Annotated in this window: 17 protein-coding genes and 1 riboswitch; of the genes, 4 read left to right on the plus strand and 13 right to left on the minus strand. The window is 54.1% G+C overall.

Annotation, left to right across the window (positions count from 1 at the left end; all coding sequences use genetic code 11):
• Positions 1 to 107: 107 nt before the first annotated feature.
• A complete protein-coding gene (locus tag Q1A43_RS08985; RefSeq protein ID WP_299923835.1) occupies positions 108 to 1169 on the minus strand; it encodes an Mrp/NBP35 family ATP-binding protein in 1062 nt (353 codons plus the stop codon).
• A 223-nt stretch (positions 1170 to 1392) separates the two neighbouring features.
• Here Q1A43_RS08985 and Q1A43_RS08990 point away from each other — a divergent pair, with 223 nt between their 5' ends.
• Both Q1A43_RS08990 and Q1A43_RS08995 read left to right on the plus strand, forming a co-directional pair.
• Positions 1393 to 1611 carry a DUF1127 domain-containing protein gene (locus tag Q1A43_RS08990; protein ID WP_299934280.1) on the plus strand — a complete coding sequence of 73 codons (219 nt, stop codon included), beginning with the start codon at positions 1393 to 1395 and terminating at the stop codon, positions 1609 to 1611.
• A 1171-nt stretch (positions 1612 to 2782) separates the two neighbouring features.
• Positions 2783 to 5857 carry a valine--tRNA ligase gene (locus Q1A43_RS08995; protein ID WP_299934282.1) on the plus strand — a complete coding sequence of 1025 codons (3075 nt, stop codon included), beginning with the start codon at positions 2783 to 2785 and terminating at the stop codon, positions 5855 to 5857.
• 150 nt (positions 5858 to 6007) lie between these two features.
• On the opposite strand, the gene Q1A43_RS09000 is transcribed toward Q1A43_RS08995, so the two are convergent.
• From Q1A43_RS09000 to Q1A43_RS09030, 7 genes are all read right to left on the minus strand, one after another.
• Positions 6008 to 7594, minus strand: a complete 1587-nt coding sequence (locus Q1A43_RS09000) for a thiamine pyrophosphate-binding protein (protein WP_299934283.1) — start codon at positions 7592 to 7594, stop codon at positions 6008 to 6010.
• Positions 7594 to 9045, minus strand: coding sequence for a TrkH family potassium uptake protein (locus Q1A43_RS09005; RefSeq protein WP_299923846.1), 1452 nt, complete (start codon positions 9043 to 9045; stop codon positions 7594 to 7596). The genes Q1A43_RS09000 and Q1A43_RS09005 overlap by 1 nt, the downstream gene beginning before the upstream one ends.
• Positions 9046 to 9090: 45 nt before the next feature.
• Positions 9091 to 9318: a hypothetical protein gene (locus Q1A43_RS09010; protein WP_299923849.1), complete on the minus strand. Its 228-nt coding sequence runs from the start codon at positions 9316 to 9318 to the stop codon at positions 9091 to 9093.
• 160 nt (positions 9319 to 9478) lie between these two features.
• Positions 9479 to 10534, minus strand: a complete 1056-nt coding sequence (gene folE2, locus Q1A43_RS09015; RefSeq protein WP_299934284.1) for a GTP cyclohydrolase FolE2 — start codon at positions 10532 to 10534, stop codon at positions 9479 to 9481.
• A gap of 101 nt (positions 10535 to 10635) precedes the next feature.
• The gene (gene metZ / locus Q1A43_RS09020) at positions 10636 to 11814 is read right to left on the minus strand and encodes an O-succinylhomoserine sulfhydrylase (RefSeq protein ID WP_299934286.1); all 1179 of its coding nucleotides are present in this window, start codon (positions 11812 to 11814) and stop codon (positions 10636 to 10638) included.
• 44 nt (positions 11815 to 11858) lie between these two features.
• Positions 11859 to 11936: riboswitch (SAM riboswitch) on the minus strand.
• A gap of 394 nt (positions 11937 to 12330) precedes the next feature.
• Positions 12331 to 14541, minus strand: a complete 2211-nt coding sequence (locus Q1A43_RS09025) for a methyl-accepting chemotaxis protein (RefSeq protein ID WP_299934288.1) — start codon at positions 14539 to 14541, stop codon at positions 12331 to 12333.
• 19 nt (positions 14542 to 14560) lie between these two features.
• Positions 14561 to 14977 (minus strand): rhodanese-like domain-containing protein, encoded by a 417-nt coding sequence (locus Q1A43_RS09030; RefSeq protein WP_299934290.1) that lies wholly within the window; start codon positions 14975 to 14977, stop codon positions 14561 to 14563.
• Between the two features lie 502 nt (positions 14978 to 15479).
• Here Q1A43_RS09030 and Q1A43_RS09035 point away from each other — a divergent pair.
• On the plus strand, positions 15480 to 16325 hold the full coding sequence (locus tag Q1A43_RS09035) for an alpha/beta hydrolase (RefSeq protein WP_299934292.1): 846 nt from the start codon (positions 15480 to 15482) through the stop codon (positions 16323 to 16325).
• 120 nt (positions 16326 to 16445) lie between these two features.
• Entirely contained in the window at positions 16446 to 18326 is a 1881-nt protein-coding gene (locus tag Q1A43_RS09040; RefSeq protein WP_299934293.1) for a cation:proton antiporter, read from the plus strand.
• A gap of 128 nt (positions 18327 to 18454) precedes the next feature.
• Here the strand turns inward: Q1A43_RS09040 and Q1A43_RS09045 are convergent, their stop codons facing one another.
• The 5 genes from Q1A43_RS09045 to Q1A43_RS09065 all read right to left on the minus strand — a co-directional run bounded on the left by Q1A43_RS09045 (position 18455) and on the right by Q1A43_RS09065 (position 23226).
• Positions 18455 to 18964, minus strand: coding sequence for a CarD family transcriptional regulator (locus tag Q1A43_RS09045; RefSeq protein ID WP_299923869.1), 510 nt, complete (start codon positions 18962 to 18964; stop codon positions 18455 to 18457).
• 263 nt (positions 18965 to 19227) lie between these two features.
• Positions 19228 to 19566: a ferredoxin FdxA gene (gene fdxA, locus Q1A43_RS09050; protein ID WP_299923872.1), complete on the minus strand. Its 339-nt coding sequence runs from the start codon at positions 19564 to 19566 to the stop codon at positions 19228 to 19230.
• Positions 19567 to 19617: 51 nt separating this feature from the next.
• Positions 19618 to 19986, minus strand: a complete 369-nt coding sequence (locus tag Q1A43_RS09055) for an RNA-binding S4 domain-containing protein (RefSeq protein ID WP_299923875.1) — start codon at positions 19984 to 19986, stop codon at positions 19618 to 19620.
• Positions 19987 to 20012: 26 nt separating this feature from the next.
• The gene (locus Q1A43_RS09060) at positions 20013 to 22832 is read right to left on the minus strand and encodes a helicase-related protein (RefSeq protein ID WP_299934295.1); all 2820 of its coding nucleotides are present in this window, start codon (positions 22830 to 22832) and stop codon (positions 20013 to 20015) included.
• Positions 22833 to 22860: 28 nt separating this feature from the next.
• Entirely contained in the window at positions 22861 to 23226 is a 366-nt protein-coding gene (locus Q1A43_RS09065) for a tetratricopeptide repeat protein (RefSeq protein WP_299923881.1), read from the minus strand.
• Positions 23227 to 23480 lie beyond the last annotated feature (254 nt).

The following is a 23480-nucleotide window of genomic DNA, read 5'->3' on the forward strand; positions in this document are numbered from 1 at the left end:
TTGTGCGTGTGAATTTGGGGTTTAACCGAAATCGGGGCAGACGTTTTACCCGCCCCGATTTCGGTATGACATACATCGTGTATGGCCCCCCCCCGAGGAGGGTGACCTCAGATAATACCGCCTTGAATCAAACGATCGGCCAGTTGTGCATAGGATTTGGCCATTGTGCTATCACCCGTGGCAATCGGAGTTCCGCCATCACCGCCAAGACGTGTATCAAGGTCGATGGGCAGCTGCGCTAACAATGGCACGCCGATTTTTTGCGCCTCATCCGCAACGCCACCGTGCCCAAAGATGTGGCTGTCCTTGCCGCAATGGGGACAGGTAAACACAGCCATGTTTTCGATCAAACCCAGCACGGGTGTTTTCAGCGTCGCAAAGGCATCAAGCGCTTTGCGCGCATCCAAAAGCGCCACGTCTTGCGGCGTGCTGACCACAATTGCACCAGCGACCTCAGACTTTTGACAAAGCGACAATTGAACGTCCCCAGTGCCCGGCGGCAGGTCGACAATCAAAACGTCAAGCTCGCCCCAATCCACCTGCATCAACATCTGTTGCAGCGCGCCCATCAACATAGGTCCCCGCCAAACCACGGCCTTATCCTCGGCCAGCATTGACCCGATCGACATAACAGTGACGCCATGCGCCTTGAGCGGAATGATGGTTTTGCCATCCGGGCTTGCCGGTTTATCCGTGAGGCCAAACATACGCGGCTGAGATGGGCCATGAATATCGGCATCAAGCAAGCCAACCTTTTTACCCGCGCGTGTCAAAGCGACGGCAAGGTTTGACGAGACCGTCGATTTCCCGACGCCGCCCTTGCCCGAGCCAATCGCCAGAATGGTTTTCACCCCTGCGGGCTTCATGACCCCTTCTTGAGGCTTGGGGTGCCCGCCCATTTTCAATTGTGGCGGCGGAGATTTGGCTTCGGCAGTTAAAACCGCACTGACCGATGTTACCCCTTCGACTCGTCCTGCCGCAGCTTCGGCCGCTTGACGCAATGGCTCCATGTGTTTGGCAATTTCGGCGCTTGGCGCTTCGATCACAAAGCGGGCTGACCCCCCCTCAACCGTCAAGGCTCGAATCATATCTCTAGAAATCAGGTTTCCACCGTCGGGCAATTCAAGCCGGGCAAGGGCGTCTCGAATCGCGGCCTTTGTGTCAGTCATTCTAAATCTCCATCTCAGTTACACCAATAACTGGCTGTGACCGCCCGTCACTGCAACCCAGATTAGCTGAAAGTGTAAAAAACCAGCACCGCGTTAACTTTACCTTAGGTCCTTCATGCGTTTTCTGCATAGCAGCATTGTTAATTCCGGGCGTTGTGCAGGTGCAGCATTTCCCCCATGTTTAGCGCAACCAAACAACACAGCCGACGAGGCAACGACGAACATGGCATACGCAACTGAGATCACCACCGGAACCCAAAGCGGTTTCAGCGCCCGTTTCTCCGGGCTTTTGATTGACCTGCGCGCCCGTCTGGCCCGCCGCAAAGTGTACAACCAAACTCTGAGTGAGTTGCAGAACCTGTCGAACCGCGAATTGGCGGATCTGGGACTGAACCGCTCAATCATCCGTCGCGTCGCTTATCAGGCCGCGTACGAAGTATAACATAGAACACCGCAAGGGACTCTCCTCCTCCCTGTTTCTTGCGGCTTCGGCGACGGTATCGCTCCTCCTCCCTGATACCGCCGCCGCCTAATTCGGGCAAAACGGCCCAACAGAATGACGGATCCTCTCCTCCTCCCTGGATTCCTCATCACAAGCGGTGGCCCCTCTCCTCCTCCCTGGGGTCACCGCCGCGAATTTCGGGTCTACGACCCACCAGAATGACAGGCCCTCTCCTCCTCCCTGGGTCTCTCATCACAAGCGGTGCCTCCTCTCCTCCTCCCTGGAGGTACCGCAGCGAGTTTCGGACCAATCGGTCCACATGACATGTCTGGCCCACTCCTCCTCCCGGGCCTTTCATAGACGCGGCGGCTCCTCTCCTCCTCCCTGGAGCCGCCGCAACCAAATTCGGACCCTACGGTCCAACGCCTTGCTGGGTCCTCTCCTCCTCCCTGGACCCTTCAAAGCTCGCGGTGATGCCACTCCTCCTCCCGGCATCACCGCAACGCGAATTCGGGCCAAACGGCCCAACGGAATGACGGGCCCTCTCCTCCTCCCTGGGCCTCTCATGATCGCGGTGGCTCCTCTCCTCCTCCCTGGAGCCACCGCACCAAAACCAAGGGTCGCATGACCCATCTGATTTGAGCCTTTCTCTTCCTCCTCCCAGAGAATTGTTATGGGTTTCAAAAACTGGAAACGGCGCTGCTCACCTCCCTGAGCAGCGCCGTTTTGTTTGTGGACTCGAGATTTAGCCAGCATACATTGATGCAGCTTTGCGAGTGCAAACTCGGTGTTAAACCGAATTTGGAGCCCTAAGCCAATGATGTGGTACATATCTCTATTAAAGAAAATGCCCGTAAGGGGAGCGTTTTTGACCGTCGCTTCTTACTTTGGCCTGGTTGTACTAATGGTAGAGCTCAGCCAACCAGCCACGCTAGTTGGCAACGCACTCAGACTCGCGTTTTCGCTTTGGACAATCGTCAGCGGATCGTTGCTATTCGTTTACGTCTTTAGGCGGGATTGGTTTAAGGATGATCCATAGCCATCTCGCGTTTCCCGTTTCACCGCCTAGGAATTCAACTTTTTAGCTTTCCTGTCGGGATTCTTCCTCGACTCCTTCCCCTTCGCGTCCACTTTCGCTACAGCATCGTCAACCAAAGACGAGGAATTTCCGATGCCCATGGAAAAGACGTTCAATGCCGCCGAGGCAGAACCGCGGATCAACAAGAAGTGGCAGGACCAAAAGGCCTTTGCCGCCGGTGCCAACAAGTCGCGCGAAGAAAGCTTTTGTGTGATGATCCCGCCCCCGAACGTCACCGGGGCGCTCCATGTGGGCCATGCGTTTAACAACACGCTTCAGGATATTCTGACGCGCTGGCACCGGATGCGCGGGTTCGACACGCTCTGGCAACCGGGCCAAGACCACGCAGGTATTGCCACCCAGTTGATGGTGGAAAAAGAGCTTGCCAAAACCGGGCAGCCAAGCCGCGCCGAATTGGGTCGCGAAGCCTTTCTTGACAAGGTTTGGGAATGGAAAGGCCAATACGGCGGTACCATTGTTGAACAGCTCAAGCGCCTAGGCTGTTCCTGCGATTGGGATCGCAACGCCTTTACCATGGCCGGTGCGGCGGGTGATCCGCGTGTTGGCCACGAAAATAGCCCGAATTTCCATGACGCGGTGATTAAGGTCTTTGTTGAAATGTACAACAAGGGGTTGATCTATCGCGGCAAGCGCTTGGTCAACTGGGACCCGCATTTTGAAACCGCAATTTCCGATCTTGAGGTCGAGAATATCGAAGTTGCCGGTCACATGTGGCACTTCAAATATCCGCTCGCGGGCGGCGCGACCTATACCTATATCGAAAAAGACGAAGACGGGAACGTCACGCTTGAGGAAGAGCGTGATTATATTTCCATCGCCACAACCCGCCCTGAAACCATGCTTGGTGATGGCGCGGTGGCGGTTCACCCGGATGACGAACGCTATGCGCCCATCGTTGGCACGCTGTGTGAAATCCCGGTTGGTCCCAAAGAACATCGCCGTCTGATTCCGATCATCACCGATGAATACCCCGATATGACCTTTGGGTCCGGTGCGGTGAAAATCACCGGGGCGCATGACTTTAACGACTATCAGGTTGCCAAACGTGGCGGCATTCCGATGTATCGCTTGATGGATACGCGCGGTGCGATGCGGGCCGACGGTGCCACCTATGACCACGACGCCAAAATCGCCGGTGACGTTGCCAATGGCAAACGCACGCTAAGCGAGGCCGAAGCCGACGCCATCAATCTTGTGCCTGAACATCTTCGCGGACTTGACCGGTTTGATGCCCGCGACAAGGTGGTCGCTGAGATTACCGCCGAAGGTCTGGCCGTGATGACGATGTCGGACGACCCGCGCCTTGGCCCCAAGAAAAAGCTCAAAAAGGGCGAGGAAGCCCCCGAGGTTGTTGCCGTACCATTGGTCGAGGCTAAGCCGATCATGCAACCTTTTGGCGACCGTTCCAAGGTCGTCATCGAACCGATGCACACCGATCAATGGTATGTGGATGCCGCCAAGATCGTTGGCCCGGCGCTTGATGCCGTGCGCAATGGCGACATCAAAATCATGCCAGAGTCCGGTGAGAAAGTGTATTATCACTGGCTCGAAAACATCGAACCTTGGTGCATTTCGCGTCAGCTTTGGTGGGGTCATCAGATTCCGGTTTGGTATGTTCCGGGTGAGGAAGATTGGTATGCGATCTGCGCAGCAAATGAAGAAGAAGCCCTAAAAGAAGCCGCCCTTCGGTTCCCCGAAGGTACCGATTTCCGCATCGTTGCCGACGCCCAAGAGGCCGCCGGCGTTCTGCAAGCCGATATTGACCTGATGGATACCAAGGACGAAGGTACCATTCGTCAATTCGAAGGGCCGATGGTCATTCCGATGTTCCGCGACGCCGACGTTCTCGACACGTGGTTCTCCTCTGGCCTTTGGCCCATTGGCACGCTCGGCTGGCCCGAAGACAGTGATGAGATGAAACGCTTCTTCCCAACAAGCACCTTGATCACCGGCCAAGACATCCTGTTTTTCTGGGTCGCTCGGATGATCATGATGCAGCTCGCCGTGGTCGATCAAGTGCCGTTTGATACTGTTTATTTGCACCAGCTCGTCCGCGACGAGAAGGGCAAGAAGATGTCGAAAACCACCGGCAACGTCATTGATCCGCTTGAGATCGTTGACGAATACGGCGCGGATGCATTGCGTTTCACCAATACGGCCATGGCGTCGATTGGTGGCGTTTTGAAACTGTCCAAAGACCGCATCGCCGGGTATCGCAACTTTGGCACCAAGATTTGGAACGCCACCCGCTTTGCCGAAATGAACGACGCAGTTGGCGCGGACAAAGCACCCAAAGGTATGCCACAAAATCCGCAGGCGACGTTGAACAAATGGATCATCGGCGAAACTGCCAAAGTCCGCGAAGCCACCGACAAAGCCTTGGCTGACTATCGTTTCAACGATGCCGCGCTTGGTCTCTATGCCTTTGTTTGGGGCAAGGTTTGCGACTGGTACGTGGAATTCTCCAAACCCTTGTTTGGCTCCGATGACGTCGCGGTTGCCCAAGAAACACGGGACACTATGGCCTGGGTTCTTGATCAATGTATGATCATGCTGCACCCGATTATGCCCTTCATCACCGAAGAGTTGTGGGATAACACCGCAAAACGCGACAAGATGTTGGTGCATGGCGATTGGCCGGAATACACCACCGATCTGGTTGATCCACAGGCCGAGGCCGAGATTTCGTGGGTCATCAGCTTGATCGAGGGGGTCCGCTCGGCGCGCGCGCAAATGAACGTTCCAGCAGGATTGTTCGTGCCGCTTTTGGCCACCGGCTTTGGCGAAACCGAAAAGGCCGCTTGGGGCCGCAACGAAGCCATCATCAAACGCATGGCACGGGTCGAAAACCTCGACCTTGTCGATGGCTTCCCCAAAGGCTGCATCACTGTGCCCGTCGGCGAGGCCACGTTCGGCATGCCATTGGCCGACATCATCGACGTGGACGCCGAAAAGGCCCGTCTCGAAAAATCTCTGGGCAAGCTGGCCAAGGAATTGGGGGGGCTGCGTGGCCGTTTGAACAACCCCAAATTCGCGGAATCCGCCCCGGCCGAGGTTGTCGAGGAAGCTAAAGCCAACCTTGCAGCGCGTGAAGGGGATGAGGCCAAGTTAAAAGAGGCTTTGGCCCGTCTGGCTGAAATCGGCTAACGCCCGCCAGAAAAATGACAATAGAAAAAGCCCGCCTCTGTTAAAAGGAGCGGGCTTTTTTCTTCTGGTCGAAGGAGCACCGGGGAGCGCGAGGGGCAGCGCCCCTCGCATATGCCCGCCGCAGGCGATGATCGTCAGATCATTAATTTCTTACAGAACACCCGGTGTGACCCGAATTACAGTCGGCACCGGAGCATCAAAGGCCGCAAGCACGGCCTGCTGCATCTCTTCCAAACTCTTTGGTTCAACCGCCCCTGCCCCATAGGCGCGCGCCAGCGCCAGAAAATCAGGGTTCTGTGCAACAACCGCATTGGGGGCGATCTGGCTCTGGATCATGCTTTCTTCGATCTCGGCCAACTTGCCATTGTCCCAGATGATGATTGGTAAGCTTAGGCCCAATTCCACAGCCGTCCCTAGGTCTTGCACGGTATATTGAAACCCATAATCCCCAAGGATCGACAGCGTCGGCAAAGCCCGCCGTGCAACCGCCCCACCAATCGCCGCAGGCAACGCGTAGCCCAAAGTTCCAAAGCCATAGGGATGATGCCAATACCCGGCACGGGGCATGTCCCACACTTCCTTGGCGGCATAGGCAAACTGCGTCATGTCTGAATAGATCATGCAATCATCCGGCAAAGCCGCCTTCAACGCCTCAGCGACCTCAACAATGCCGGGGCGCTCTGTCATCACTTCGGCACGCCAACGGGCCTTGGTCGCGGCGACTTTTTGAACATCCCAGCAAGGGGCGCGATCATCGACACGCGCCGGTATGGCCACCGCCATTGCCTTGAGAACTGCACCAACATCACCCAAAATTGGCACATCACCGGGCCTTGCCTGTGCAAGAATCTCTGGGTCGATATCGACACGGATCATCGGGGCCGTATGGCCCAAGTCATCCCGCCAAATATCGCATTCTGAAAGCTCGGTTCCCATAGCAACGACCAAGTCGGCCTCTGCGAACACCGAGGCGCTATCGGGACGCGCCAAAAACGAGCCGAAATACAGCGGGTATTTTGCCGACACTAATCCACGCCCGGCATAGGTGCAAAAGGCCGCCGCACCGGTCATCCGCAAGACGTCGTTGATGACCTCAGCACCGCCAAGGGCCCCACCGCCAAACACAAAAATCGGCTTTTGCGCGGCCAATACACGATCGACAAGTGCGCGCATGTCTTCACTGCTTGCCTTTGGCAACCCCGGCAACTGTGCTGCCTCAGGTGCCGCATCTGCCATCGCCCCAAGACTTTGGATCGGAACTTGAATATGGCACGACCGCTTGCGCTTGCTCGCAAAACCCGTCAATGCGCGATCCACCAAACGATAGGCAGTTTCCGGATCGCGGGCTTCTTCTGACCATTCGCAAACGGTGCCCGCTGCCGCGCGTTGGTCCAACATTTGGTGTAACTGGCCGCGTTTTCCGGTGACATTATCAAGACATGACGTGACTGCCAGCACAGACACGCTATCGCTATAGGCCTGCCCCAAGGGGGTCATGGCGTTACACAGCCCGGGACCGGTGATCAGGTAACACACCCCCGGCTTTCCGGTCGCACGGGAGTAACCATCGGCCATAAATCCAGCACCCTGTTCATGGCGCGCCAATACATGGGTGATCCCGGCTTCTTCGATGCCGCGATACATTTCGACGTTATGGACACCGGGAATCCCGAATATGACGTCAACGCCCCGAGATTTGAGCATGTGAGAAATCTGCGCACCCAATGGTCTTTGCATTACGCCCTCCAAAAGCGGATTGTGAAGATGGCGTAGACCGCCAAAAGCTCAAGACGCCCGGCCAACATGGCAAAGCTAAGCATCCATTTTGCCGTATCTCCGACCCCTGCAAAGTTCCCAGACGGTCCGATTTCATCCCCCAGCCCCGGACCAACATTGGCCAAAGCCGTCGCCGCGCCCGACACCGATGTGATGAAATCCAAACCGGTCAAGCTAAGCGCAACGGACAACACCCCCATCGACACAACGAAGAAGACGAAGAACGACATGACAGAAGACATAACCTCTGCCCCGACCGGAACTCCGGCATAACGCGGCGTGAAAACGCCCGAAGGCGAACGGATGCGGCTTAGTTGCGTGCGGATGGATGCGAACAAAAGCTGATACCGGAAAATTTTGACGGAACAGGCGGTCGACCCCGCGCAACCACCGATTAAGCCGACAAAGAAGAATAGCGCGACGGCAAAACCGCCCCAAAGCCCATAGTCTTGGCTTGCGTATCCCGTGCCCGTTAGGATCGATACGACATTAAATAAGACTTTACGAAAGGCCTCTTCGCCGGTGGCATCGCCCCCAAAATAGCGCCAAATAGTGACCAAAGCGACGATCACAACCGCCGTGGCCAAAAACGCCCGAACCTGACTATCTTGGGCCAAGGGGCGCACATCGCGCATCGCCGTCATTTGGACAAAGCGAACAAACGGTAAGGCCGCCAATAGCATGAACACCACGCTAACGTACTCCGCCGATGCGCTGAATGCCCCAAAACTGGCGTCATAGTTGGCGAACCCACCTGTGGCGACGGTGGTCATTGCATGGACTGTGGCGTCAAATGGGTCCATCCCAGAAAGTATGTAAGCCCCGGCGCAGATAAGCGTGAGAGAGACGTAAATCGTCGAAATCGACGATGAAATCTGTGTCGCACGAGGAAGGATTTTCCCCATGGTATCAAATCCTTCGGATCGGAAGATTTGCATCCCACCAACCCGCAACTCAGGTAGGAAAACCATGGCGACAACAATGATACCAATGCCACCAATCCATTGCAGCAACCCGCGCCAGAGCAACAGCCCTTTGGGCAATTCATCGAGGCCAGACAGGACCGTCGACCCGGTGGTTGTCAAACCCGACATGGCCTCAAAAAACGCGTCTGTATAGCTGCTATCGGTCGCCCCCAATACAAACGGGAGCGCTCCGAAGATCGGCAACGCCACCCAAACACCCGTGGTCAAAAGGAAGGTTTGTTGGATCGACAAGCCTTGTTTGACCGCATTGGAACAGGCCAATGCGATCAAGCCACCGGTCACAATGGTGATCAAAGCACTTTCAAGAAACACCGGCCATTGTCCGCGCCCTTCAGCCAAATCCACCAACATAGGCAGAAACATTGTGGCACCAAGGCAAGCGACAAGCAGGCCAATGACATAGGCGACGGGGCGAATATCGAACATAAGCGCAGGGTTGAATGCACCTGAGCGCTATGTCAAGCGACACCGTCAGCAGTAGAGGATGTCCCGGAAAACATGCGGCAAGATATCATCGCGTTTAAGCCCAATCTGAGCCAAGTCATGATCGCTCTGTGCCTCAAGCTGGATGATTTGCCTTAACCGGGCTCGTCGTAACCCCGCCGGGTTCAATCCGAACCCGCGTTCAGTAAAAAACTGGTCAATCTTGCGGCCCAAAGAGACGTTGCCCATAGCCATTTGTACATTATCGCGCGTCATATCGGAAACCTTTCGTAGAACGTTGGTTTCCTCCCTACTGACAGCTTGCCATAATAAAGATGTCTTTAGTGTAAAGGGAACGGGCCCCGCATTTAACTTTTTCACAAGTGCCCATAAATTCCCCCCAACACGACGGGTTCGCTAATTCCATTGGCGAGAGTCACCCAACATGAAACAGTGTCGCAAACAGTTTTGGGTCCAAGCTTTGGTCTGCGAACAAGGTGCCTTCGGTCAAAACTGACACGGCATCATGACTATGCAAGCTTTCCTGATGACTGGCCACTACGCGAAAATCCCCGATGCGCGGGTCATCTTCTAGGCCTTGGGCAAACAACCGCGCCGCATCCTCGACAAATATCGGGTTCGCGGCGTTCAGCTCAGCAAAGGCTTGCTCATCTTCACGTTTAACCATGACCTGTGTTTCAGTCGGCACCGCGCGCCGGCACAAATCAATCAGGTCTTCAAACCACAAACAATTGCCCGGCAATGCCTCAACCGAGATCCGAGCGACAGAACGTTGTGAATGCGGGGTCGCCAATTGACCGCGCGTTCGGCGCGCATGTTCCGAAAGTTCAAGCGAACAAGGGCAGGTTGAACTGTAAACATAGTCCAAGTGCATGATTTTGCGACGTTGTCCCGCGGTTTCAACAAGCTCCAACGCAATATCATAGTACTGAAAACCGGTAAGACCGGATCGCAAGCTTTCCACCTTCATCGGGAAGCTGAATCGCATCTGAATACGCGCATCAAAGCTCTCTAAGTCGCTTTTGTAATCGTCCAGCGCCGCTTCCATAACTTCGAAACTAAAGGATTTTTCCGCGTGAGTATAAAAGGATCGCATGATGCGGCTCATGTTGATCCCTTTTTTATCGGCCTCCAAACTCACCGTTCCGGTGACCGATGTTTCCAGGGTCAAATCGCCATTGTCACGGGTCCGATACGGAATCGGCAGGCGAAAATTGGAAATACCGACATGCTGGATCACCCGCTGCGCACCACGGATGAGGGAGGCGGGACCATTTTGTAGGTCCGGCAGGCCGTCCTTGTAAGCAGCATCGACAACAAAATTGTCTGGGTAGATGGCGTGCAAGTCAGGGTAAACACCAGTCAGCTCCGCCAATACCGCGTCACTTCCGGCATAACGTCTTAGCAACGCCAATGCCTTGTCAGCCTCTTCCCGGCTGGGCGTGTCAGAGATATCCGACTGGATATTCATGGGTTTTCCCCTCTTTCGTCCTATCGCACCTTATAGATAGGGGAGCACTGCGCAAAGTCCACTTGCGCAGTAAACACACCTGTTTGCGACAGTCCGTCAGGTCAGACTTTGTCGAGGGCTTGCATGACGTCCGCAACCAAATCCTTTGGGTCTTCAATCCCGACAGAAAAGCGAACCAAACCATCACTTATCCCCAAATCCGCACGCTGTTCATCAGAAAGACGTTGGTGGGTTGTTGTTGCCGGGTGGGTCACGATTGATTTGGCATCGCCCAGATTGTTGGAAATAATCGCTATTTCCAACGCGTTGAGAAAACGGAACGCCGCGTCTTTGCCCCCCTTTAGGACAAGAGACAACATTGTGCCGCCTGCCCCGAGTTGACGCATGACCAAATCATGCTGAGGGTGATTTTTGAGACCCGGATAAATCAATCTTTCCAGCTTTTCATGGCCATCTGTGGCCTCAGCAATCGCAAAAGCCCCTTCCGTTTGAGCGCGTACACGTAGTGCAATTGTTTCCAATCCCTTGAGCATGACCCACGCATTAAATGGGCTCAAAGATCCGCCGGTATGTTTCATGTAGGGTTCAACAACTCCGCGGATATGCTCCTTGGAGCCAAGGATCACCCCGCCCAAACAACGACCCTGCCCGTCAACATGTTTGGTCGTGGAATAGACGACAACATCAGCGCCTTGCCTAATCGCGTTTGAGTAGACGGGAGTTGAAAAAACGTTGTCGACGACCACTTTGGCCCCAACCGAATGCGCAATTTCGGAGACACCAGCGACATCAATCACTTCCAAAGTTGGGTTGGACATGGACTCAAAGAACACTGCCTTGGTTGTAGGGCGCATAGCCGCGCGCCATTCGTCCAAGTTGGCACCGTCAACAAAAGTGACGTCGACTCCATAGCGGGTCAAAACCTCTTCAAGAATGTAAAGACATGATCCAAAAAGAGCTTTGGCAGAGACGACATGGTCACCTGCTTTGAGCAAAGAGGTCAAAGCCCCGTTTACGGCGGCCATGCCAGACGCACAGGCAAACCCGTCTTCGGCACCTTCCAAAAGGGCCATGCGTTCTTCGAACATCGCAACGGTTGGGTTGCCATAGCGGGCATAGATATACTCATCCGGGCCAGTTTCCAAAAACCGAGCTTCGGCCTGCTCCGCGGTGTCATAAACAAACCCTTGGGTCAGGAAAATCGCTTCGCTGACTTCATTCCACTGGCTACGTTTGGTCCCACCATGTACCAGTTTGGTTCGTGTTCCATGTTCAGTCATAATTGCCTCCGCAACAAAAAAGCCCCGATCGCGGTCAAGCGAAAGGAGCCCTTCGTCTGACCTCTTTAGCGGTGTATTTAACGTGGCCCGCAATCCGGTTACAAATCGCCACGGCATCGCCCATCAAAATGATCTCTTAAACACTTACCAACTCCCGAACGGCATCTCAGAGTGTTAACTCTTTTGACATGCCAGTGCGATCTCGCAGTTTGGTTCGTTGACATACCCGCTGAAGAAACCTGATCGGGGCACACCATTGGGTAAGCAGTTTGTGACTGTCACTGAAGGTTATACCGCTTATAAGTCGCAATCTGCCTTGAAAGGCAAGGGTGAAAAAGCATCCTATGTCGCATTTCACAGGCCAAGTTTCCGAAACGCAAACAGGATGTTTTTTCCACCAACAAAGGCTCTCAGGGTTTTCTTGAACTCGACCAATGGGACGCCAACCTTTCAATCGGCACTCCAGAAGCTCAGTTTCTTAAAGCGAAAACAGAGCGGCACTGCTTCTAAACGTCTCTAGGTTCCGCTTCTCTCAAGACCATGTCCGAACTCATCGGGCAAAGCCATAAGAAGATAGTCATCAGGCAATTTGAAAATGGCAACCGTGTCAGCCAACCGGTTCGCTTTCTCGTCGACCAAGGTGACTGATTCGCGTGAATCCACAAAGCTGGCAGCGTTTCTCTGAGTAGATTGATCCAGTTCAGTTGTTGCTCCACTAATTTCGCTTACTCCACGAGCAGCTTCTTCAGTGGCGTGAACAATTTTTGCCACTGAGTCTTCCGTTTTGCGAAGGGCGCCTACAATTTCTTGGAAGGCAACGTTGGAATTTTGGACGACCTCAGCACCAGTGACAATTGACTCATTGGAAGACGCAAGTATTTTGCCAATTTCAATAGCCGCCTCTGCTGACCTTTGTGCCAAAGACTGGACCTCACCTGCCACGACTGCAAAGCCTTGCCCGGCATGTCCGGCTCTCGCGGCTTCGACTCCCGCGTTCAAAGCAAGCAGGTTTGTCTGAAAGGCGATGTCTTCTATCACTTGAAGGCTTCTGTTGATTTCGGTGGATGAATTTTTGATGTCGTCCATGGAAACCATTGCACTTTTCATCAAGGTAGATCCCTTTTCAGCATGTTCAGTAACACCAAGAACATTGTTGCGCACATCATCAGCCGAACCGGCCGCATGAGAAACGGTTCGAGACATCTCTTCCAAAGCTGCCGCCGTTTCTTCAAGGGCTGCGGCATTTCGTTCAGTGTTCATCGACAGAACTTCAGTATTGCGCGAAAGGGCTTCGGCACTCGAATAGATATCGCATGACGCTGCCGACACACTTCCAAGAGCTTTCGCAAGTTCGGAAGTTGTGCTGTCCATTGATCCAGCGATTTCGCCGAAGATTCCAGGTAAATCTGTTGGCATTTTGTGTGTTAGGTTGCCAACTGCCAAATGGTCCAAACCGATACGGATGGCCTCAAGCCCTTCGTTCGCGGAATGGCTGATACTATTCACGTTCTCACAGAGATCGGCAAACATTCCCTCTTTGTCACCCATTTGAATTTTATGCGAAAAATCTCCGTTCGCACATGCTCCAACAACTTCGGAAATCTCCGACGCGGCGGATATCTCGACCTGACGCTTTGCTAACATCCGTTCAATCACCCGGTTCAACTCGGCAATTTCATGTGCTGAACTCTTGTGTTTGATCGGCTCAGGTTCTTCATCCTGCGCAGCGGCGGCCAACGCTCGCGTTCCTTCCCGTAGCGGGCGCAGTTGCAAGTTCAAACCCAACAAAAGTAATCCCAACAAAACAAAAACAATCCCGCCCAAAGTCATAGCAGCGGTCTTAAGTGCGGCATGTCTTGCAAGCGTTTGATTTGTGAAATCCAAAATCGAAATAACTTGAACCTCTCCGTTTTCCCCTTCGAGTGGAAATGGGGAATGGGTTACAACAAAGAAATGTGTGGCGACTTCAATAACCTCAAATCCCTCGTCTCCATGAGTTGTCGCCTCGACAACCTTTTCGATGAGTAGGTCCGTTGTCGGTTCTTCTGAACTGGCCTCCCCCTCATCGGGCATTTGATCCGTTTCGACGAATTCTGCATAGGCTTTCGTCGTCACAGTGCCATCCGTCGACTTGTTGACCAACAACGATCGGTTGCCCATGTTCTGTGCGATATGACCCAATTGTGAATTTGCGTCCAAGGCGAGCAAAGCAAAGCCCACAGGTGACCGCCCTGACAACAACGGTACGACATAAATTGAAGCGACCCTAGATTCATCCAGTTGCCCAACCGCAAATTGACGTCGGCCGGTTTCCATAGTCGTTTTAAGAATTTCTGGAAAATGATCAGAGGTGGCGTCTTGTTTATTAATCGAAAACTTCACCAGCGGCTTGCCATTTAGATCATAGATGGCCAAATCGCTTAGTTTCTTTGTTGCTGAGATCCGGTTGAACGTTGACGCCATGCTAGACTTGATGGTCTCCATGTCCCCTTCGACAATGGCTTTTATCGTAGCCCGATCGCGCGCGACAGTCTTGCTATGAACTGCCAAATTGTCTTCTGCACCAGTCAGAATAGAGTGAACAGCTGCATTGGCATTTTGAGCATTGACGCTCAAAAGGGCGGACTCAACACGTTCCAGAATCCTCATACCGCTAAAAACGACTCCGAACGCTAAAACGGTTGTAAATAAAAGAATGCTGATAACGATCCGATTGGTCAGTGTCATATCCGCCCCTATTCTTGGTTCATTCTACTGGAAAGCCGGCGATGTCCCAGACAGGGTATCCATCGCGCATGTAGTAGACAGTTTCGTATCCCCAAGAGACGGCTTGAGCGATTGCTTTGGACGATCTCAGACAGGCCGCACCATTGCAGTAGATGACCACCGGATCTTGTAGCCCAGCGACCTCAAGCAGGCTTTCTTGAGAAAACCCATCGTTCAAGTCTAGGTTGATTGCCCCTGCGACCCGCCCAGCCTCAAAATCAGAAGGTTTCCGCACATCGACAAAGGCGACGCCTTGATCAAATAATTCTAGCGACTCATCAACTGTGACAGTGGTTGCCCCCGTAACAGTCATTGGAGCTTCTTCGACTGCAACAGCAATTGCTGGCATGGCAACCAGGGTGGCGGCCAAAAAGCTGGAACGTAGGTTTTCGAACATTTTTGTCTCCTAAAACAACACTTGGTAGGCGCAAACTAGCGAGCACCGCGTAAACAAAAGCTTTCGCGTGGCTCGCCCTTTAGTCGACAATTTGATGTAGTCTTGGAACTAAATGGTTTGTGGCCTTTACTGGCTAGGTTTCAAGCCAAACGATGCTGGCTTCTGATGCCAATGACATTGCAGGTTAAAAGTGTCCCAACGCTTGGAAAACCAGAACGGCCGCTGCTATTTAGCTATGTCAGCATTCAAAGGCTTTTTCGGAAACCAACAACGCCCATCCATCGCCTTCGCCCATCCATCGGACACGACTGTTACCAGCGTCCTAAAACCGCGTCACGGAGCTGTAACAATCCGTTCACGAATTCGTCGCAGCCTGTGGGTACGACCGCAATCACTAATATTCGTGGGTTCCCAAATGCCGATGCTGCGTATTTCCGTTAGAGATAGCCTTCCCTGCATTCACGGGTCCTTAGCCCCTTTGGCCCCGACTTTGCAGCACGCGATGAGCCAAGATCACGGGCCGGTCAAAATCATGATCCACGGTTTCAAATACCTGCCAGGGCATCCCGGATTTTGCCCACATGACGGGATTTTGTCACGACATCCGACGGGCAAGGCCGCTCGTATGATCAGTTGGCCACGCCATTTAGGCTTGCGTGGTCAAAAAGGCGAAGGGCTCGGTCTCTCATTTGGATGGAACGCACGCGGTTCCATTTGGAAAGCCTATGAGGCGGCGCAATCTGCGGGTGACGCGTTGGCGCGGTTGATCGACAACATCGCGACATTGGCACCCGATAGGCCAATCCAGTTGATCGCCCATTCGCTTGGCGCTCGTGTCGCTATCAGAGCCATTCACCAATCCCGGTCGGGTGTGGTGACGCATGCCATCCTCATGGCCGCCGCCGAATACCAGTCCATTGCGGAGCGCGCCCTCCGCTCCCCCTCAGGACAACGCGTGAATGTCCTCAATGTTTCAAGCCGGGAGAACGATGTTTTTGACTACCTTCTGGAACGTCTGATCCCGCGTCCCCAACCCCATGATCGGATGCTCGGGCATGGAAGTCTGTCCCTTGCCAATATGGCAACGCTACAACTGGATGATCCGCTAAGCCTAGAAGTGATGCGATCCGCCGGTTATCCAATCGCGAAACCGCAACGACGGATTTGCCACTGGTCGCCCTATCTGCGACCCGGCATTTTTCCACTCTATCGCGCCTTTTTGAAAGATGAGCTCCCGGTCTGCAAAATGCGCGCTGAGCTCCCAAGCGAGTCACAGCCGCGATGGTCCCGGTTGCGAATTCCGCGGCCACGCCTACAAACTGATCAGTCTGCCATGAATCTTGGTTAAGAACGTAGGATCAGGCATTCTTCGTTAACAGAAAAGCTGCTATAGGTACCTCTAAATATTGCGCGTCCTGTGCTGCATACCGCATCATAGGGGCAATTGGGTCAAAGGTAGCAACCAAATATGGAATCCATGCTGTTTCAGGCGTCAGTATTTCTAGCCGCTGCAGTCATTGCTGTTCCACTTGCATCTCGAATGGGGCTCGGGTCCGTCTTAGGCTACTTGTTGGCGGGTTTGGCCATTGGTCCGGGGCTGGGTTTGGTCGTCGATACGGATGACATTCGCCATTTCGCCGAATTTGGCGTCGTAATGATGTTGTTCATCATCGGTCTGGAACTTGAACCGCGCGCACTTTGGGATATGCGCCACCGTTTGCTTGGGTTGGGTGGGTTGCAGATTGTTGGCACAACGGCGGCGTTTACCCTTGGCGCGATGGCGATGGGGCAACCTTGGCACACCGCATTGGCCATCGGCTTGATCCTGTCCCTTTCCTCGACCGCCATTGTATTGCAAACCCTGTCTGAAAAAGGCTTGATGCAGACCTCGGGTGGACGGGCGTCGTTTTCAGTTTTGCTAACACAAGACATTGCCGTGATCCCAATGTTGGTGGTGATGCCCCTGCTCGCCATCGGGCCAGCCGTCACCCTATCGGCAGATGGATCTATTCAACGCACTGCTGTGCCCCATGCCGACGATGTGCACCAAACCATGTCCTTGGTCGAAGGCTTGCCGGGATGGGGGGCTGCTCTCGTCACTTTAGGCGTCATTTTGGCGATTATTCTGGCCGGTATTTACGGCGCGCGCCCGCTGTTTCGATACATCCATTCGGCCCGCCTACCGGAAATGTTCACGGCCATTGCCTTGCTGATTGTGATCGGCATTGGCTTTTTGATGATGCTTCTGGGTCTTTCCCCCGCTTTAGGCACGTTTTTGGCTGGCGTAGTATTGGCCAACTCGGAGTTCCGACACGAGCTGGAATCTGATATTGCGCCGTTCAAAGGCCTGCTGTTGGGATTGTTCTTCATCACTGTTGGTGCCGGGATCGATGTCGACCGGCTGTTGATGGAGCCTGTCTCGATCTTAACCCTCGCGATAGGCGTTATTGTCACCAAGGGCATCATCCTCTATGGAATCGGTCGCCTGTTCCAACTGAGCAGCCGGGGCCAATGGTTGTTCACCCTCGGCCTTGCCCAAGCCGGTGAATTTGGGTTCGTTCTCATTTCCTATGCACGCCAGCAAAAAGTATTGGCAGACGCCCTGAGCGACCGCCTCCTATTGGTGGTGGCGATTTCGATGCTCATTACACCGCTTTTGTTCCTCATTTTCGAATGGGTTTCAAAAAAGGTCGAAGTTCCGCGTGAAACCGTGGAAGCCGACACAATCGACACTGATGGCCCAGTTATCATTGCCGGCATCGGGCGCTTTGGCCAAATCGTCAACCGCTTGGTGCAAAACTCCGGCTTTCGAACCGTTGTTCTCGATCATGACATGCAGACGATCCAATTGATGCGCCGCTTTGGCTACAAAGGCTTCTTTGGGGACCCAACCCGGCCTGAGCTGCTACACGCCGCGGGTATTGAAAACGCACAGGTTTTGGTTGCGGCTCTGGATGATCCAAAGGCAACAGTCAAACTGGTGTCTTATGCACGAAGATTGCGGCCAGACCTGCACATTGTCGCCCGCGCCCATGACCGAACCCATGTTTTCGCCCTCTATCAAGCTGGGGCAAACGACATTGTCCGTGAGATGTTCGACAGTTCTCTACGCGCCGGACGGTATGTTTTAGAAAACGTTGGGATGAGCGAATACGAGGCGGCTATCGCCGAGGAAACCTTTTACCATCACGACCGCCATACCATTCGTGAACTGGCGCTTTTGTGGGATCCAACAATCTTACCTGCGGAAAACGATGCCTATATTCAACGCGCCCAAGAATTAGAGAAAGAGCTTGAAACCGCGTTGTTTACCGCCCTTGAGGAGCGCGGAAAGAAAGAGATGGCATAGTTACCCGATCGGCAAGCGCTCCAAAACTCTTGCATGAGTTTTGCAAATTCCGTGTACGGAATTTGGTTTCGCAACAAAAATAGCGCGCCTTCTTTTCAAAAGGCGCGCTATTTCACATTGAGAACAATTTACGCGGCGCGCAGAGCTAGAACGTCATCAACCTGCTTGGCAGCACCTACTTCGTCACCGCCAGCAACAGCCGCAACTTCACGCGTCAAACGCTCAAGCGCCGCCTCATAAAGCTGACGCTCTGAATAGCTTTGTTCACGCTGGTCGTCCGCACGGTGCAGATCGCGCACAACTTCGGCAATCGCAATCAAATCGCCCGAGTTGATCTTTTGTTCGTATTCCTGCGCCCGGCGCGACCACATGGCGCGCTTAACCTTGGCCTTACCGCGCAAGGTTTTCATCGCTGCATCAATCACATCCGGAGAGCTGAGCGAGCGCATACCGATTTCTGTCGCCTTATGGGTTGGAACCCGCAAGGTCATTTTGTCCTTTTCAAAAGAGATCACGAAAAGCTCCAGCTCGATGCCAGCGATTTCCTGCTCTTCGATTGAAACGATCTGGCCAACGCCGTGGGCCGGATAAACAACGTATTCATTCGGACGGAAATCGGGTTTCTTCGCTTTGGTCATATAAGTCTCATTCCTTACAGCGCATTTCGAGCGGGCGACAAGAAAGACGGCGGGGATCAGATTGATACCCGGCCATCTCTCATAGTGATATTTTGCAAGTCCTCGCAGGCCCCGCATCCCGACGAAACGTCGTCATTTGAACTAGCAGTATATCATAAAAAAGCACCCTTTCCCATAGCCTGGGGACAAGATGCTTTTCTTATCTCTTTTCAAAGCCCTAGCGACGCTGCCACGCAGGTCGCTGAAAACGAAAAACGATTCGTTTAGCTGCCTTCGCCCGGTGCTTCGGAGAAGTATTTTTTAAGCTTATCTGGCTCGCCGTCTTTTGCCTCGTAGTCAGGCAAAGGATCTTTCTTTTCGATGATCACAGGCCAAGCTTCGGAGTATTTGCGGTTGAATTCAACCCACTTCTCCATGTCTGGTTCTGTGTCTGGACGGATCGCATCCGCAGGGCATTCTGGCTCACAAACCCCGCAATCGATACATTCATCGGGGTGGATAACCAGCATGTTCTCCCCCTCGTAGAAACAGTCTACGGGGCACACCTCAACACAGTCGGTGTATTTGCATGCGATACAATTGTCGATCACCACGTAGGTCATGAGTCTCGATCCTTCAAAAAGCTTGACGCGTGACTAGACCACGCCGCGCCATCATTCAAGCACATCCCTGCGCAACTGTTCGAGAGCACGGCGATCCCGTTTACTTGGTCGCCCGCCCCCATCATATTTTGGGGCCTGATCTGGTCGCTCACGCGGTTTGGGCGGGGCAAGATCTTCGTACAAGGCTTGCGCCTCAGGCGCAGGGCCCCGACGGTCCCCCAAGGCAACCACTTTGATCACCCGAACATCATCTTCTTTGGGAAAGGTCAGCACATCACCTGCACTGACCCCAAAAGCTGGCTTTGACACTGGGCTTCCGTTGACGCGGCAATGCCCGCCAGACACGGATTTGGCCGACAGGCTACGGGTCTTAAAGAACCGAGCCTGCCACAACCATTTATCAATTCGGATTTTCGTCACCGAATTTTTCCATGCTGATCAACCAATTAGGTCTTGTCCTTCAACCCCATAAGCGCCGCTGCGAACGGATTATCGGGATCAATGGGCTTTTCCTTTTTCGGTGGGCGCGATTGGAAGGTTTTGGCCCCACGATCGCCGCCGCCCTTAGGGCCTTTGCCGCGTGGCTTGCCTTTGCCACCCTTGCTGCGGTCACCGCCACCACGTGCATCACGGCGCGGCTTGCCGCCACCACGACGCTGACCACCTCGGTTGCCGCCCCAGGTAAAGGTGTAGAACACCTCCATCTCAGGTTCCGTCGCGTCGGGTGTCGCCACTTCAGCAACAGGAGCTTCGAGCGTATCGACATCACCTGTAACTTCGGCCGCATCTGCGACCAATGTCTCAGCCGCATCCGCCGAGGCCTCCGCAGGTGTGTCACCTTCAGCAGATGTCTCAACTTCGGCTTTGGCTTCTGGCACCGGGGCAATTTTGACCTTGGCCCGTTCGCCTTTTTCGCCTTTGTAGCCCAACCCGCCCATAAGATCGGCGAACTGTTCAAGCGTCATTCCTGTAATCGACAACATGTCGGCCTTGGCTTCAAAACCTGCGCGGCTGTCTTCAGTGCGTAGCATGTCCGCCAGACGTTCGAGCATATCAATGCGGATCGCGCGCGCGCCCGCCTTGCGATACCCAGCCAATGCATAATGACGACCGGGCACTTGCTCCACATTTGGAACAGTCACCAAACCAGGCGGTGGTGCCTCAGGGAATTCTTGCAAATCGTTAGACAAGCTCCACAAAACCAGACGCAACCGCGTCGGAGCAGGCTTGAGAAGCAGTGGCATAAAGATGGTGTATTGCCCAAACCGCACACCATGCTTGCGCAAAGTCCCGCGGGAGTCTTGGTCCAAGGCTTTGACATCATCCGCGACATCGGACCGTTGGACAACACCCATTGCCTCAACCAATTGAAACGCGAAGCCGCGTGACAGACCGGTAAGCGTTTCATCGTCACGCATTTTGACCAGCGGCTCAAAAAGCGCCGCGATCTTGCGATCCATGAAATGCTGCAAACGGCGTTCCACCTTTTGCGCGACATCTGCACCAGCTTCGTCATCGACAAAAACAACGATGCGCGGCTTGAGTGCGTCATCCCCTTTGGCAAGCTTGCCCACCGCTTGGTCGCCCCACATAAGGCCGCCCTGCTCGGTGAAATCAATCTCACTGTCTGGTGCGTTGTAAAACCGGTCTGCCCGCAAATGGAAATGCGGAGTCAAAGCCTGCAGCGACGCCTGTCGCAGCGTTTTGGCTTCTTGCCCAGTTGCATCCTTATCCTGACGGAATCGGAAGCCCTCTAGTTTACCGACGAATTCTCCTTCGACGGTAACTTCACCTTGATCGTTCACTTCGGCCAAAAGGGCCTCCTTCTGTTTCAACCGGCGCAACAACACAGATGTGCGCCGATCAACAAATCTTTGTGTCAGGCGCTGGTGTAGCGCATCTGACAGGCTGTCTTCAACTTTGCGAGTTGCCCCGCGCCAATGGTCTTCGTCTCGTGTCCAGCCATTGCGCTGCGCAACATATGTCCATGTGCGAATATAGGCCAGACGTTTCGACAATGTGTCAATGTCGCCATCCGTCCGGTCAATGCGGTTGATTTGCCGCGCCATAAATTCATCCGGAACGTGTCCTTTTTCATGCAGATATTGGAAAATCACCTGCAATAGACCCGCATGTTCGGCCGGAGAGATGCCCCGAAAGTCCGGAACACGGCAAACATCCCACAAAAGTTGGACGGATTGTCCGTCCGATGCCCGTGCGCGGATTTCCGCCTCCGAGCTTAGTGTTCTGAGTGCCCGCAGGTCATCTGACTCGCGCGCTTTGACCAAATTCTCATCTTTCGGGGCCTGATCTAGGCTGCGTTCAAGCGCCTCGATGGTTCCAAACTGCAATTTTGAGTTCCGCCAATTCAGCTTTTTCAGCGGTGTGAATTGGTGATTGCAGATCGCCTCCGCCCAATCTTCGGGAATCTGGCCCGCGTCTCCGGTCACCCCAAAAGTGCCATCCGACATGCCGCGCCCTGCCCGTCCGGCGATCTGAGCAAGCTCATTTGGTTGCAGCTGACGCATGCGTCGACCATCAAACTTACTCAGCGATGAAAACGCGACGTGGTCGATATCGAGGTTCAAGCCCATCCCAATCGCATCCGTGGCGACAAGATAATCGACCTCGCGATTCTGATACAACTCGACCTGCGCGTTGCGGGTACGCGGGCTAAGCGCGCCCATCACCACAGCCGCACCGCCCTTTTGACGCTTTAACAATTCCGCAATGGCGTAAACATTATCAACCGAGAATCCGACAATAGCGCTTCTGGGTTGCAGGCGGCTGATCTTTTTCGACCCTGCATAAGCCAATTGGCTCATTCGGTCGCGATAAATAAATTCCGCATCTGGAACAAGTGTCTGAATTGGCCCGCGCATCGTATCAGAGCCAAGAAACAGCGTTTCATGGGTGCCGCGCATTCTCAAAAGCCGGTCGGTAAAAACATGTCCGCGCTCAAGGTCAGCGCAAAGCTGAATCTCATCAATCGCGACGAAATCGGCGCCCATCCCCTCGGGCATCGCTTCGACGGTGCTGATCCAATACGTGGCGCGCGGCGGGACGATTCGCTCCTCGCCAGTGACCAAAGCCACGACCGAGGGGCCGCGAATATCAACCACACGATCGTACACCTCGCGCGCCAAAAGACGCAACGGCAAGCCAATCAACCCGGTGCGATAGCTTAGCATCCGGTCGATGGCATAGGTTGTCTTGCCAGTGTTGGTCGGGCCAAGAACGGCCGCGATCCGCGCAGTCATGCCCATAGTATTTCCCAGGGGGTTGCCTTTGTTGTCAGAGCTTTACGCCCTTCACCTCTTGTTCCAGCCGCGCCAATGCCCTTAGCACATCGTCGTCATGCGGCCGAAGTTCAAGTACACGGGCAAAGGCCTCATAGGCAAGGGCCGGTTTGCCCACCTGCTCCTGAATCGCTCCGACCCCACGCAAGGCAGCAAAATGGTTCGGGTTAAGGGCCAATGTGCGCTCCAGCGCCTCCATGGCCACGCCAAACCGCTCTGCTTGAAAATAAGCCAAAGCCAGCCCATGCCACCCTTCGGCAAAATCGGGGGCATGGTCGGTCAGCGCGCGAAAATGCTCAATCGCCGCATCAACCTTTGCAACTTCAAGGGCGTCATGCCCCCGCTTAAGAAGCAAATCCATTGCAGGCGAGCCAGATTTAGACCACTCTGCTATTAATTGAGTTTCCAATCGCTGAGCAGAAACGCCATCTTCCGCTACGGAAAGCTGTTCCAAAAGTTCATTCGATAAATCGGGCGCGCGATTTTCCGCCCGTAAACCGAAAGGTAGGGAAATCATTACTACGGTGCAAAGTGCCGTGAGGATAGATTTGAAAACCATGGTGACCCGTGCTCATAACGTGTCCTGAGTGTAGCGCTGGTGCGCAAGATTTCCAG

It is taken from the genome of uncultured Pelagimonas sp. (genome assembly GCF_947498515.1).
Classification (GTDB): domain Bacteria; phylum Pseudomonadota; class Alphaproteobacteria; order Rhodobacterales; family Rhodobacteraceae; genus Pelagimonas.

Excerpts from the sequence above, each read along its gene's own strand:
- Q1A43_RS09025 (WP_299934288.1), bottom strand. The coding sequence starts at position 14,541 with ATGACACTGACCAATCGGATCGTTATCAGCATTCTTTTATTTACAACC.
- fdxA (WP_299923872.1), bottom strand. The coding sequence starts at position 19,566 with ATGACCTACGTGGTGATCGACAATTGTATCGCATGCAAATACACCGAC.
- Q1A43_RS09010 (WP_299923849.1), bottom strand. The coding sequence starts at position 9,318 with ATGACGCGCGATAATGTACAAATGGCTATGGGCAACGTCTCTTTGGGC.
- Q1A43_RS08995 (WP_299934282.1), top strand. The coding sequence starts at position 2,783 with ATGCCCATGGAAAAGACGTTCAATGCCGCCGAGGCAGAACCGCGGATC.
- folE2 (WP_299934284.1), bottom strand. The coding sequence starts at position 10,534 with ATGAATATCCAGTCGGATATCTCTGACACGCCCAGCCGGGAAGAGGCT.
- Q1A43_RS09000 (WP_299934283.1), bottom strand. The coding sequence starts at position 7,594 with ATGCAAAGACCATTGGGTGCGCAGATTTCTCACATGCTCAAATCTCGG.
- Q1A43_RS09040 (WP_299934293.1), top strand. The coding sequence starts at position 16,446 with ATGGAATCCATGCTGTTTCAGGCGTCAGTATTTCTAGCCGCTGCAGTC.
- metZ (WP_299934286.1), bottom strand. The coding sequence starts at position 11,814 with ATGACTGAACATGGAACACGAACCAAACTGGTACATGGTGGGACCAAA.
- Q1A43_RS09045 (WP_299923869.1), bottom strand. The coding sequence starts at position 18,964 with ATGACCAAAGCGAAGAAACCCGATTTCCGTCCGAATGAATACGTTGTT.
- Q1A43_RS09030 (WP_299934290.1), bottom strand. The coding sequence starts at position 14,977 with ATGTTCGAAAACCTACGTTCCAGCTTTTTGGCCGCCACCCTGGTTGCC.
- Q1A43_RS08990 (WP_299934280.1), top strand. The coding sequence starts at position 1,393 with ATGGCATACGCAACTGAGATCACCACCGGAACCCAAAGCGGTTTCAGC.
- Q1A43_RS09005 (WP_299923846.1), bottom strand. The coding sequence starts at position 9,045 with ATGTTCGATATTCGCCCCGTCGCCTATGTCATTGGCCTGCTTGTCGCT.
- Q1A43_RS09035 (WP_299934292.1), top strand. The coding sequence starts at position 15,480 with ATGAGCCAAGATCACGGGCCGGTCAAAATCATGATCCACGGTTTCAAA.
- Q1A43_RS09060 (WP_299934295.1), bottom strand. The coding sequence starts at position 22,832 with ATGGGCATGACTGCGCGGATCGCGGCCGTTCTTGGCCCGACCAACACT.
- Q1A43_RS09065 (WP_299923881.1), bottom strand. The coding sequence starts at position 23,226 with ATGGATTTGCTTCTTAAGCGGGGGCATGACGCCCTTGAAGTTGCAAAG.
- Q1A43_RS08985 (WP_299923835.1), bottom strand. The coding sequence starts at position 1,169 with ATGACTGACACAAAGGCCGCGATTCGAGACGCCCTTGCCCGGCTTGAA.